Origin of the sequence: Pseudoxanthomonas sp. SORGH_AS_0997 (assembly GCF_031453535.1) — a bacterium.
In the GTDB taxonomy this organism is placed as follows: domain Bacteria; phylum Pseudomonadota; class Gammaproteobacteria; order Xanthomonadales; family Xanthomonadaceae; genus Pseudoxanthomonas_A; species Pseudoxanthomonas_A winnipegensis.
Genome location: NZ_JAVIZI010000001.1, coordinates 3,206,861 through 3,220,030 on the forward strand (window position 1 = coordinate 3,206,861; position 13,170 = coordinate 3,220,030).

The 13,170-nt window shown below is 72.0% G+C and carries 9 protein-coding genes; all 9 read right to left on the reverse strand.

The window, feature by feature from the left end:
- Positions 1-5: 5 nt before the first annotated feature.
- Positions 6-884 carry an ABC transporter ATP-binding protein gene (locus QE438_RS14030; protein WP_130524571.1) on the reverse strand — a complete coding sequence of 293 codons (879 nt, stop codon included), beginning with the start codon at positions 882-884 and terminating at the stop codon, positions 6-8.
- Positions 885-1,063: 179 nt separating this feature from the next.
- On the reverse strand, positions 1,064-1,993 hold the full coding sequence (locus QE438_RS14035; protein WP_306994834.1) for a nuclear transport factor 2 family protein: 930 nt from the start codon (positions 1,991-1,993) through the stop codon (positions 1,064-1,066).
- 130 nt (positions 1,994-2,123) lie between these two features.
- Entirely contained in the window at positions 2,124-2,924 is an 801-nt protein-coding gene (locus QE438_RS14040; protein ID WP_306994832.1) for a hypothetical protein, read from the reverse strand.
- On the reverse strand, positions 2,921-3,055 hold the full coding sequence (locus tag QE438_RS14045; RefSeq protein ID WP_306994830.1) for a hypothetical protein: 135 nt from the start codon (positions 3,053-3,055) through the stop codon (positions 2,921-2,923). The genes QE438_RS14040 and QE438_RS14045 overlap by 4 nt, the downstream gene beginning before the upstream one ends.
- Positions 3,056-3,124: 69 nt before the next feature.
- Positions 3,125-3,595, reverse strand: a complete 471-nt coding sequence (locus QE438_RS14050; RefSeq protein WP_165494553.1) for a nuclear transport factor 2 family protein — start codon at positions 3,593-3,595, stop codon at positions 3,125-3,127.
- Positions 3,596-3,739: 144 nt separating this feature from the next.
- Positions 3,740-5,275, reverse strand: coding sequence for a DUF6065 family protein (locus tag QE438_RS14055; protein WP_306994828.1), 1,536 nt, complete (start codon positions 5,273-5,275; stop codon positions 3,740-3,742).
- 13 nt (positions 5,276-5,288) lie between these two features.
- On the reverse strand, positions 5,289-8,585 hold the full coding sequence (locus QE438_RS14060; protein WP_306994826.1) for an autotransporter outer membrane beta-barrel domain-containing protein: 3,297 nt from the start codon (positions 8,583-8,585) through the stop codon (positions 5,289-5,291).
- A gap of 1,053 nt (positions 8,586-9,638) precedes the next feature.
- On the reverse strand, positions 9,639-10,166 hold the full coding sequence (locus tag QE438_RS14065; protein WP_306994824.1) for an ECF-type sigma factor: 528 nt from the start codon (positions 10,164-10,166) through the stop codon (positions 9,639-9,641).
- Positions 10,167-10,207: 41 nt separating this feature from the next.
- Positions 10,208-13,051 carry a serine/threonine-protein kinase gene (locus QE438_RS14070; protein ID WP_306994822.1) on the reverse strand — a complete coding sequence of 948 codons (2,844 nt, stop codon included), beginning with the start codon at positions 13,049-13,051 and terminating at the stop codon, positions 10,208-10,210.
- Between the last annotated feature and the right edge of the window lie 119 nt (positions 13,052-13,170).

Here is a 13,170-nt window from a genome sequence, read left to right on the forward strand (position 1 = left end):
CCTGCTCAGGCGCGCCCGGCGGCGAGCCGGGTGAAGTACACGTCCTCCAGACCGGCACCGGCGGGCACGAAGCCCTCGCCCGGCGCCTGCGCGGCCAGCACGCGCACCTCGTGGCGGCCGCCGACCAGATGGGTGCTGATGAGCGTCATGTCGGCCTCGATGGCGCGCAGCTCCGCGTCGCTGTCCACCAGCTTGGACCACACCTGGCCGTCCAGCGCGCCGATGGCCTCGTTGGGCGCGCCCTCCAGCAGCACCTGGCCGCCGGCGATGATGGCCATGCGCGGGCACAGCTCGCGCACGTCATCGACGATGTGGGTGGACAGGATGACCGTGACGTCGCGGCCGATGCCGGCCAGCAGGTTGAGGAAGCGATTGCGCTCGGCCGGGTCCAGGCCGGCGGTGGGCTCGTCGACGATCACCAGCCGCGGGTTGGCCAGCAGCGCCTGGGCGATGCCGAAGCGCTGCTTCATGCCGCCCGAATAGGTGGCGATGGCCTTCTTGCGCGCGTTCCACAGGTTGGTCTGGTTGAGCAGTGCCTCGATCATCTCGCGCCGCTCGCCCTTGTGGGTCACGCCCTTGAGCACCGCCAGGTGCTCGAGCATGTCCAGCGCCGAGACCTTGGGATAGACGCCGAATTCCTGCGGCAGATAGCCCAGCACGCGGCGGATGCGGTCCTTCTCGCGGACCACGTCCACGCCGTCCAGGGTGATGCTGCCGGCGTCCGGATCCTGCAGGGTGGCGATGGTGCGCATCAGCGAACTCTTGCCCGCGCCGTTGGGCCCCAGCAGGCCGAACATGTGGTTGCCGATGGTCAACGACAGGTCCTTCAGGGCCTGCACACCGTTGGGATAGGTCTTGGACAGTCCTTCGATGACAAGCGCCATGCACGGATCCTTTGAGGACGTACGGAAGAGGGGGGATACCGGAACCGATACTGACCGCAATGCGGTCCGCCGCGAACGCCCGGACGTCATGATGACGAAAGATCTAGGCGGCTACGGACAGCCGTCCGACGAACGGCCGCCATGCCCGCATGCAGTCGCGGGGGCAGCGGCGCCGGTGCTCACTTCGGCGCCGGGCTCTCCTTGGTGAGCTGCCCGGCAGCGATGCGCCAGCCCTCGGCGGTCTGGACGGCCACCAGCAGCAGGGCGCGCTCGATGCCGGCGATCGGCTGGCCCTGCGCATCGAGGAACTTGACCCGGAAGAAGAGCGTGGCCACGCCCGGTCTGGGGATGCGCACGGTGCTGGGGCCGAACGGCGCGATCGTGGTCTTGCCGGCCCAGGACGCATGCGCGGCGGCCAGGTCCTGGACGATGGCCGCGCGCCCCTCGTCGCGCACTTCGGCGATCGGCACCCAGACCGCCTGTTCGGTGAAGAGCCGTTCGAAGCCTTGCGCCTGGTGCGCGTTCCAGGCGTCGACGAACGCCGCGACCAGCGCCTCCGGACCGGGCGCCGCGGCCTCGCCGCCCGGGCCCGCGCCGGCGGGCCGTGGCGCGTCGACACCCAGGATCGTCGCCTGGCGCAGCACCAGCACCCAGCGCGCGCCGTCCTGCTTCCAGACATCGGTGAAACGCCTGCGGACCTGCTGGCCGGCGTTCGGCGCATCGCCCTTGGGCACGACGCGCTCCTCACCCATCAGGACCACGGCGTCGTCGAGCCTGCCCGCGTACTCGATGCTGCGCGCATAGCGGCTGTAACTGATCAGCCCGTTGCTGTTGCGGCGCCCGACCGCGTCGCGCACGGACACGCCGTTCTGCGGATTGTTGACCACCAGGCCCTGGCCCAGGCCCGCGGCGAACGCGGCATGGTCGTCGCGGATCAGGGCCGCGTCCATCGCATCGACGGCGGCCAGCGCCGCCGCGATGCGCGGATCGGCAGCCGCGGCGGTGACGCTGTCGTTGGCGGCCTTCCATTCCGCCGAGGCGGGGGCGCAGCAGGCGATCAGCAGCAATGCCAGGGCGCGGGGGGTGCATGAGGGAAGCGACAGCGCCATGTGCGTTTTCCTTTTTCTTGGTTGTCGTCGGTGGAGGCAGCTTTCAGTCCCGCATCTCCCTGCGCCTGGAGAGGGGCGGCGCGTGGCGTCGGAGGACGCGCACGCCGGGTTGGCAGCCGACGCATCGAGGTCAGGAAGGCAGCTGGGCCCAGGCCGCGAGCCGCTGCGCGAGCGTGGTCGCGGTGACGGCGTCGGAGAGCGGTCCCATCGCGCACAGCAGCGCACCGCCGATGACGGTCACGACGAAGACGCGCCTGCGGGTGGCCAGGTCGAAGACGAACAGCGCGGCGATCGCGGCCAGCGGCACCAGGCCGATGAGGGCCGGATGCTGGACCATTACCGGAAACGTCAGCGCCGGGTGCTCCACCACGGGGAAGGCCATCCGGAACAGCGCCGGCGGCAGCAGTGCGGCATTGGCGATGAGCATCGCGCGCTTGTGCACGATGCGGTCGTTGCGCCTGTAGACCGCGAGTGCGACGAAGGCGCCGAAGAACAGCATCTCGATGAGATTGCCGATCAGGAAGGACGCCGGGCTGCCCAGCGCGGGCGGCAGCGCCAGCCCGCGCGCCAGCGTCCCGAACGTGGTGAGGACGCCAAGCACCACCATCGCCCCGGCGATGAGCGCGCCGGCCAGGCCGAGCCTGCGATGGAGCCGCAGCTGCCCGGTCGCCACCAGCACGGGCTGCACGACCACCAGCACCATCCACGACGAGAACACGAGCCCATGCGCATGGACGAGCACGCTGGGCTGATGCGAGAGCGTCGCACCGCGCAGGAAGTAGCTCGAAGCGAACCCCAGGAAGACGATCGCCAGCATGGCCAGCGACATGACGGTGAAGAACACATCGTCCGCGCGCCTGTGGAGGGCCGGCGCCGGGCGCGACGTCGCGCCCATGCCGGCCGGGTGTGTCGGCGAGGGGCTGCTGCTCATCTTCGCTCCGTCGTGCCTCCGACACCGCTGCGCGCCGGTCCACCACCTGGGTGGCCCATCGACGCGTCTCGCGCGCCCTTGTCCGCACCGCCCGCACCCGCAATCAGCAGCAACACCAGCAGCAGGGTCATCGTCGATCTCCTGTCAGGACATCCTTGGTCGCTTGGACGTCACGCACCGCCGGCGCGCCACGCCAGGGCTCAGTAGTGCTTGACCGCCGGGTCGTAGATCGTGGCCTGGCGTGCGATCAGCACCCAGGCGCCGTCGGTGTACTGCCAGACGTTGGTGGCGCGCCGGTGCAGCAGCTGGCCCTTCTCCGGCCCGAAGGTCGGGGTGTAGGTGTCCTCGCCCATCGACACGGCGACGTTGCCGTAGAACTCGGCGCGCTCGAGCTTGAAGGTGTAGCCCTGCTCGTAGTCGAGCATCCCCGCCTTGATCGCGCCGAAGACCTGGTCGCGCGTCAGGACCGAGTTGTCCGGCGAATTGACCAGCAGCTTGGGCGACCAGAGCTTGCTCAGCGCGGCCAGGTCGTGGGCGACGATGGCCCGCCCCACCGCCTCGGCCGCCTGCGGCAGCTGCTGCCTGGCGCGGGCGTCGAGCTCCTGCGCCTGGGCGAACGCGCACGGGACGAACAACGCCAGCAGCAAGGTCAGCTTCAAGGTCCTGGACATGGGAACTCCTTCATGGGTGGATGGAGGGATGCGCGATCTGCGCGAGGGCAGACGTGGCGCGGCGGGGCACGCGGCCGGCCGTGTGCGGGCCGGTCTGCCCTCTGTTACGCCGAACGGCGCGCCGGCCCGCCATCGCCGCGGCGCTCATGGCGGGTTGGGCCAGTGAAAGTCCTCGCGCGTCACCGACACGCTGAAGTCCATCGCCGCGCCCTGGCGCCACCAGCCGAACGGGACGAACAGCGCATCGCCCGGCTGCAGCAGCACCGCATGCAGTTCCAGCCCGCGCAGCTGCGGCTGGCGTTCGGACAGGTCCGGCGCGGTCAGGTCGCCCAGCGCGCCGGCCTGGGCCAGCGGCTGCAGGCGCGCCGCCTCGCCCGGCGGCGCCAGCCACAGGCGGCGCTGGCCGTGCAGCTGCAGCAGCAGGCGGTTGCAGGCTTCGGGCGCGGCCAGGGTGCCGCTGCCGGCCGCCTCCAGCCACAGCCGGCCCGGGTCGTGACCGCGCAGCAGGCGCATCAGGTGGCCCAGGCGCGGGGCCAGGTCCGGCAGCGTCTCCAGCGCGCCGGTCAGGCGCGGCTGACGGCCGGGCGCGTCCGCGGGCCGCAGCGCCTGCTGCACGAACCGGCCCAGCGTGCTGGCCTGGCCGTGGGCATCGACCAGCGGCGCGTCGCCGTGGGTCGAGACCAGGGCCTGCGGCGCCCAGCGTCCCAGGGCTTCCTCGATCTCCCCGGCCAGCAGTACCGGCCAGTTGGCGGCGTAGTACTCGTCCAGGAACACCCCGGCGGTCAGGCCGCCACGGCGCGGCACGCAGCGGTTGCGCGCCGACAGCGCGCGCAGCCGCTGCAGGCGGGCGAGCACTTCGCTCGCGTCCGGCGATGGCGGCAGGGCCGGGACCGCCGCGCGCGCATGCGGGCAGGCCGCCGCCGGCGCGCCTGCCGGCGGCGGCGCGGCGCCCTCGAAGCCCGGCAGGCGCAGCCTGCTGCGGTGATCGGCCGCCCCGGGCGCGCCGTCGGCATCGGTGCCGCGGAAATAGAACTTCTGCCACTTCGCGCCCGGCGCGGCCTGCGGCGTGGCGGCGACCTGCGCCTGGAAGGCGTCGCGCGCCCGGCTCCACTGCTCGAAGCGGCGCTTGAGCTCGGGCGCCTCGTCGATCGGCGCGATGCGCGGCACCACCGCGTCGAGCAGGTCGCGCGGCAGCGGGAACAGAAAAGCCAGCGGCTCGTTTTCCTCGAAGCGCACCACGTGCCCGGCGCGGGTGAAGCGCCAGTTCATGGTGAAGGTGTACGGCGCCCAGTCGGTCTCGATGATCCCGCCCAGCGCGGCCACGCCGTCCTTGGCCAGGTTGGGCGATCCGCCCACCCACAGGTTGTGCCCGGGCGAGGTGCGGAACAGCCCGGGGACATGGAAGGTGAAGGTGCCCTGCCCGAACAGCGCCACCGGCGCGTCCTGCGCCGGCGTGCCCGGATCGGCCTGGATGCGCACGTCCTGCGGCAGCGGCCCGCCGTTCCAGTGCGCCTGGAAGCCGCACGGACTGAGCAGCTCCCAGCCGTGCGCATTGGCGATGCCCAGCGGCAGGCAGCGGTAGGCGAAGCTTTCCGGGCTGGCGTCCATCCAGGCGCGCCGCGGGCTGGCCGCACGCAGCCGCGGCTTCCAGCCCGGATAGACGTAGCAGGTCAGCTCCATCGCGGCGCTGGCCTCAGAACGTCGCGCGCAGGCTCAGCGTGCCCTGCTGATCGCTCCAGCCGTCGGCCCATTGCCCGCGCCAGGCCAGCGACAGCGTCCACGGCCCGCGACGCCCGGTCAGCGCCGCGCCGGCTTCGCCGACATCGCGCGCGATGCCATCGCGGTTGCCGTCGAACAGCGTGCCGTCGGCGGCGGTGAGCGCGTAGCGCTGACCCTGCCCGGCCTGCGCGCGGCGATAGCCCACGTGCAGCTCCGGCGTCCAGCGCACCCCGCTGGCCTGATCGAAGCTGCGCGACAGCCCCAGCGCGGCGTACGGCGACACCAGGGTCTCGCGCCGGGCCTGGCCGCCGACCTTGAACGCGTCGGGCACATCGCCGGTCTCGACGAAGGCCTCGCCGGTTAGGCGCGTGGCCACCACCCCGGCCACCGGCGTCAGCTGCGCCTGGCCGACGTCCAGCGGCAGGGCCAGCTGCAGCGCCGCGGTGGCCGCGTCGGTGCCGCGGCTGGAGAAGGCCAGGCCGATGCCGGTCTGGCGCCAAGCGTGCTCGCGCGCATGGGCATAGCCCAGCATCGCCGACACGCCCAGCGGCCCGATCAACTGCGAGCCGTACACGGTCACGCGCGTGACATCGCTGCGGCCGCGGCTGCCCAGCTGGTCATGCAGCCAGGCGTTGTCCGTGCCGACCGCCAGGCCCAGCCGCGTGCCCTGGCCGAGCGTCCAGTCGTTGCCCACCTGCGTGGCGGTGGAGCGCGCGCCGAAGCCGACCTGATCGCTCGCCCCTTCGACATCCAGATCCTGGTAGCGCAGCTGCACCCAGCCACGCGCCGCCGGGTCGAGGCCGGCATCGCGGTTGAACAAGGTATTGCCGTCGCCCTCGGCCCGCAGGCGCGCCAGCAGGCCCATCGCATCGGCCTGGCTGGACAGCGCCAGCGCGGTGGCCTGGCGACTGAACAGCTCACCATCGTTGGGCGCGATGCGCACCGGCGCGGTGGGTGTCGGAGTTGGTGTCGGTGTCGGTGTCGGTGTCGGTGTCGGTGTCGGTGTTGGGGTTGGGGTTGGGGTGGGGGTGGGGGTAGGTGTAGGCGTCGGTGTTGGAGTGGGCGTGGGGGTTGGTGTTGGGGTGGGAGTCGGAGTCGGTGTGGGCGTTGGCGTCGGCGTCGGCGTGCCCAGCGTCAGGTAGGCATTGTTGGCGTCGTAGCTGACCGAGGTCGGGAAGCCGGCCGGCGGCGTGGTGCCCGCCGCATTGGTCACGGTGGCGAACGTTCCGCTGATGCCGCCGCCGGCGGTGACGAAGCTGCGCGTGGCTGACGCATAGGTGCCCGGCGCCCAGGCGAAGGCCACCGTGCCGGCCAGCGTGGCGGTGCCGGCATAACCCGGATTGCCGCCGACGTTGAGCTGGTCGATGGCCGTGGGCGTGACCCCGACCACCAGCGTGCCGGTGGCGGTCTGCACGTAGTCGACGCCGCCATAGGTGGGGCCCAATGCGAGCGTATTGCCCGGCGTGCCGGATCGGCTCAAGTCCAGCGTGCCGGCGTTGTTGAGCGTCATGCGGCGAGCGCCGTCCTTTTCGAACGCAAGGCCGACGCCTGCGGCCAGAGTGGAGGTGGCATCGATGTTCAGTGCCGCATCGTTCTGATTGTTGGTTCCCTCCAGCCCCATGAGGCCGCTCAGGGTGACCACGCTGCCGTTGCGCAGATTCAGGGCATTCCAGCCGATGATTCCCACGCCGCGCGCCGCGTCGGCCTGGTGGAAAGCACCGTAGCCACTCAACTGCACCCCTTCCAGGTTCAAGGTGCTGGCGCCACCGCCGGACGTGCCGGCGTTGAGGAAGGTCAGCCCGGCCAGGTCGGCCGTGCTGAGCCCTCGCAGGGTCATGTTGCCCACGCCGATGTCGATGCCGCCGCGTACCGCACCACCGGTCCACAGCACCGTGGTCGGCGCGGCGACGGTGGGACCGAAGAAATCCGGAACGGTGTCGCCGACGACCGACCCACCCTGCAGATTCAGCGTGGCCCCGGCGTGCAGCGCGATGGCGGTATACACCGAAGTGATGGTGCCGGTGTTGTTGAGCACCAGCGCACGGCCGATGTTCAGACCGCCGACCAGGGTGCCGGCGTTGTTGAGGGTGAGCAGGTTGCCCGCTGGCGAGTCGGTCAGACCGGTGCCCTGGTCCCAGACGGCTTCCACGTTGTTGATGCCGCCGCGCGGGGTGGAGCCATCGTTGGCGGCGGCATCGGCGGCCGCGATGGTGGCGCCCTGGGCGACATCCAGGGTGACCTGATCGCCGCCCGCCACGGTCAGTCCGGTATAGCCCTGGATCGTGCCGTTGACGATGAGGTGGACGGCGGCGTTCAGACCGGTGCCATCCACGCCGCTGCCGCTGCCGCCAAGACCGGTGAGCGTCAGTCCGTTGCCGCCGGCGTTGCTGTCGACGATGTTGCCGTCGACCCGCACGTTCATGCTGCGGTCGCTGGTCCCAGGCGTGGTGGTGGTCCACTGGTTGATGCGCGCGCCGTTGGCGCCGCCCGTGGTCACGTTGCCGGCGATCACCGTGTTCACCGGGCCATTCAAGTTGTCCACGACCAGGCCGCCGCCGGTCGCGTTCTGCAGCAACGCGCCGGCGGCCACCTGGAGATCGCTGCCCGCTGCGCCTCGGTTGGTGACGTAAAGGCCGAACCCGGGAAAGATGGCCGTGCTGCTACTGACCACCTGGCCCAGAACCAGCACCGAAGTCTTGCCTGCGCCGCCGTTGGTGGTGGCCTGAATGCCGTAGGTGCCGCCATAGGTGATGTTGCCCACCTGCAGCGACAGGTCGCCATCGCCCGCCGTGGCCCGCAGGCCGTTGCCGCTGCTGTCGATACTGCCGGTGGCCTGCACCGTCACCGCGCCCCCGGTGTTACCGATGTAAAGACCGTCGCCATTGCGCGCCGTGATCGTGCCGTTGCTGACCAGCGAAAGCGGCGCGCTGGTGCCGCTCACGTTCCAGAGGATGCCATTGCCGCCCGCGATGCCAGACTGCTGGGCGTCGGTGAAGCTGCCCGCGCCGGTCAGGGTCAGCGCGGTGGCCGTGTTGCCGACATCCACGCCGAAGCCGGCGGCCGTGCTGGCGGTGGTGACGGTGGGGCTGAAGACGATGGTCTGCCCGCTGGTGTTGGCGCTGGCGGGGCCGTCGCAGATCCAGGTCTGCGGCGTCAGGTCGGTGCGCAGGACGCAGGCGGCCTGGGCGGCCTGTTGGCTGGCCAGCACGGCCAGGATGGAAACGCTCAGTGCGGCATAGCGCGGCACGGCCTTGCGCCGGATCGAATTCATGTCTGCTCCATGGCGGGACGAGGAAGCCGCCGCCCCGGTACCGGGACGGCGGCGCGGGCCCGCCTCGCACGGACTCGCAGTCCTCTGTTACGCCGCATGGGGGCGGTGGCCGCCACGCGTGGAGCGCTTTTTGTTCTTCTTGTGTTCGATGGGTCGCAGCGTGGGGGCGATGCGTCCTTGCGGAAGGCTGAGAACAGCATCGGACCGACGCCTGTAGAGCGGAGCTCGCTCCGCTGGGGCTTCCCCGATGATCTGGTCGAAAGGCAGCGGAGCTCGCTCCGCTGGGGCTTTCCCGATGATCCGGTCGAAAGGCAGCGGAGCAAGCTCCGCTCTACAAGCAGGGCGTGGCGTGGTTCGGGGCGGCGCGCGGATGCGATGCGTCCTTGTCGAATGCCAAAGGGCAGCATCGGACCGACGCTTGTAGAGCGGAGCTCGCTCCGCTGGGGCTTCCCCGATGATCTGGTCGAAAGGCAGCGGAGCAAGCTCCGCTCTACAAGCAGGGCGCGACGTGGTGCGGGGCGGCACGCGGATGCGATGCGTCCTTGCCGAGTGCCAAAGGGCAGCACCCGACCGACGCCTGTAGAGCGGAGCTCGCTCCGCTGGGGCTTTCCCCATGATCTGGTCGAAAGACAGCGGAGCAAGCTCCGCTCTACAAGGAGGGCGCGGCGTGGTTCGGGGCGGCACGCGGGTGCGATGCGTCCTTGTCGAATGCCAAAGGGCAGCATCGGACCGACGCCTGTAGAGCGGAGCTCGCTCCGCTGGGGCTTTCCCCATGATCTGGTCGAAAGGCAGCGGAGCAAGCTCCGCTCTACAAGGAGGGCGCGGGGTGGTTCGGGGCGGCACGCGGGTGCGATGTGTCCTTGCCGAATGCGAAAGAGCAGCATCGGACCGACGCCTGTAGAGCGGAGCTCGCTCCGCTGGGGTATTCCCGATGATCTGGTCGAAAGGCAGCGGAGCAAGCTCCGCTCTACAAGGAGGGCGCGGCGTGGTCGACTGCGGCGAAGAACCAAGGCTTTGACGGAGCGCTGGACGGGCCCCGTCCGGGCGCCTGGCTCAGGTGCCCAGGGCTTCGTACAGCAAGGCCTTGGCGACGGCCCAGTCGCGCTGCACGGTGCGCTCGGAGACGCCCAGGGCCAGGGCGGTCTCGGCGTCGGAATAGCCGGCGAAATAGCGGCATTCGACGATGCGCGCCAGGCGCGGCTGCTGGCGCTCCAGTTCGGCCAGGGCCTCGTCGAGGGCGACGATGCGCTCGTCGCTCTCGGCCAGCACCTCGACGGTGTCGATGTCCAGCAGCGCGCGGCCCGGGTCCCGCTTGTGACGCAGGCGCGCGCGGGCGTGGCTCACCAGCACCTGGCGCATGGCCAGGGCGGCGGTGTTGAGGAAATGGGCCTGGCCTTCGAAGGCGCCGTGGCGGCTCAGCTTGAGGTAGGCCTCGTGCACCAGCGCGGTGGTCTCCAGCGTGGCCGCGCGCGGGAAGGCCCGGCCGCGCTCGCGACGGGCCAGGCGCTTGAGGTCGGCATAGAACATGCGCGCCAGATCATCGACCAGGGACGCATCTGGCTGGGAGGGGACGGAAGCCATGGCGGCTAGATTCTGCCCCACGCCGCGCGCGCCGGGGTGACTCACCCTTGCAGCGCCAGGCGCGTGCCCTTGGCGGGCGCGCCCGATTTGCGCTGCGCCTGGGCCAGCAGCTGCTGCGCCTGGACGATGCGCGGGCTCTGCGGCAGGTCCAGGGTGCGGCGCAGCGTCAGCGAGGCATCCAGCAGGCGCGCGGCGCCGGCGGCGTCGCCCTGGGCCAGCGCGGCGCGGCCTTCGAGCAGCTGGCCGTCGGCGATCATCGAGCGCAGGAACGGCACCAGCGCACTGGTGCGGGCCGCTTCGGTCGCGGCGTGGGCGCGCGTCGCGGCGCCAGCGGCATCGCCGCCGGCCAGCGCCAGCTCGGCCTCGGCCAGCGCGCGCTGCAGGCGGCGGGTCTGCGCCTTGGGGCCATCGCCACTGGGCGGCTTGAGCCTGGCGTACCCGGCCTGCGCCTGGGCCACCTGGCCCTGCGCCAGCAGCGCGCGCACGCGCAGCAGCATGTTGAAGTCGTTAGGGCCGGGCGTGCCGAGCGCGTCCATCAGCCGGTCGCATTCGTCCAGCCGCTGGCGGGCCTCGTCGTAGCGACCCAGCTCGACCAGCGCCTCGGCCTCCCGCTGCAGGTTGCTGGTCAGCACGGTACCGCCCGGATCGGCCTGGCGCGCCAGGCGCACGGCCTGCCGCGCATCGATCAGCGCCGCCGCCGGATCGCCGGCACGCACCTTGGCCCGGCTGCTGGTCGACAGGGTCTGGATGGTGAGGAACAAGGCCTCGGGGCCTGTGTCCTGGCGCGGCGCGGCCGCCCGGGCCAGCGCGGCTTCGACCAGGCCTTCGCGGGCACGATCGGCATTGACCAGCGCCACGGCCAGCGTGGCGCGGGCGCGCACCAGGGCCAGGTCGTTCTCCGCGGTCGAGCCTTCAGCGCGCTGGATGCCGCGGCGCAGATCGGCCTCGGCGGCGGCGTGCTCGTAGGCGTAGCTCTCGGTCTCGCCCAGCTGGATGTAGTAGCCGGCCAGGGCGGGGTTGGGATCGCCGTCGGCCTGGATGGAGACCTGCACCGAGCGCCGCAGTACCGGGACGGCCTCGGCGGTCTTGCCGCGGTAAGCGGTGGCGACGCCCTGCAGCTGCAGGGCGCGGGCCAGCTCGGACGAAGGCGGATACGCCGACAGGACCGCCGCCGCCTGGGTCGCATCGTCCAGGGCGCGGCCGGGATCGTTGGTGTAGTTGTTCGCGGCCGAGGCGATCAGCAGCCGGCCACGCAGCTGCGAGCGCGTGTCGCCCTGGCGGTCGAGGATGGCGCGGGCCTGGGCGAGCAGGGCTTCGGCCTGGTCGTGATCGCTGAAGCTGATCCGCGCCTGCGCGATCAGGTCGCTGGCCAGTTCGACCGAATCGGGCCCGTAGAGCTGGCGGCTCAGCGCGACGGCCTGCTGGCGCATCGGCAGCTGCTCGGCGCTCAGCGCGAACTCGTCGTACAGGTTGCCGAACAGGCGCAGCAGCGCCAGCTTGTTCTCCGGCGCCTGGTCCAGCTCGGACTGGATGCGCGCCGCGCCGATGTCCAGCAGCTCGCGCGCGGTGGTCTGGCGCGCGCGCACCGGGTCGGCCTGGCGGCTGGTGTTGGTGCGGAACAGATCGACCATGAAGGCCTGCATGGCCGCGGCCCGCTGCGCCTCGCGCTCGGTGCGGCGCTCCTGCCAGGCCAGCGTCACCAGGCCGGTGCCCAGCGCCAGGAAGGCCACGCCCACCAGCGCCAGTCCGCGCCAGTGCCGGCGCACGTAGCGGCGCGCCTGGTAGCTGCGCGCGCCAGCGCGTGCCAGCACCGGGCGGTGTTCCAGATGGCGGCGGATGTCCTCGGCCAGGGCGCGGGCGTCGGGATAGCGCTGCTCGGCCGCGGGCCGCATCGCGCGGGCGACGATGGCATCCAGGTCGCCGCGCAGCGCGCGGGCCGGCACCGGGCCGTCGGCGGCCACGGCGCGGCTGGGCGGCGGCGGTTCGGCCGCGGCCAGGCGCCGCACCGCGGTGGCCAGCGCGCTGCCCTGCAGGGCCCAGGGCAGGCGGCCGGCGAGCAGTTCGTACAGGGTCACGCCCAGGGCGTAGACGTCGGTGGCGGTGCCGACCAGGCCGCCGTCGAGCTGCTCGGGCGCGGCATAGGACGGCGACAGCTGCAGCGTGCGCGTGGTGCTGGCCGCCGCGCCCCCCGGCGCGTCCTCGAGCAGCCGGGCCAGGCCGAAATCCAGCAGCCGCGCCTGGCCGTCGTCGGTGACCAGGATGTTGGCCGGCTTGATGTCGCGATGGACGACCAGCCGGGTATGCGCGTAGGCCACCGCATCGCAGACCTGCAGGAACAGCGCCAGGCGCTCGGCCACGCCGCTGTGGCGCGCCTGGCACCAGCTGACCAGGTCCTGGCCCTGCACGTACTCCATCGCCATCCAGGCCAGGCCCTCGTCGGTCACCCCGCCGTCGTAGAGCCGGGCGATGCCCGGGTGCACCAGCGAGGCCAGGATGTCGCGCTCGGCCGACAGCCGGCCCTGCAGCGGATCGGGCATCTGCGCGATCAGCTTGATCGCCACCTGCTGGCGGAAGCCGCCGGCGATGCGCTCGGCCAGCCACACCTGGGCCATGCCACCGGCGCCGAGCCAGCGCAGCAATCGATAAGGCCCGACCACGCGGCCGGGCGTGCGCGGATCGGCCTCCTGGGCCGCGCCTTCGCCGAACGGAGAACGGTCCAGGAAGCCGTCACCGCCCTCGGCCAGGGCCAGCAGCCGCTGCAGGCGTTCGAGCAGATCCGGCCGTCCCTCGCAGGCGCGCGCCAGCGCCGCCTGGCGCTGCGCCGGCGGCAAGGCCAACAGCTGCTCCAGCAGGGCGTGCACGCCCTGCCCGTCGCTCTGCGTCATCGGAAGGTTCCAGGCCAGTCCCCCTGCCCCGCGCCGGAGCATAGCGCGGCGCGGCGCGGCCAGGCCCCGCAAGCAGCGACGCCGGCCCCCCACGGACCGGCGTCGGTGTGGGCCGGCGT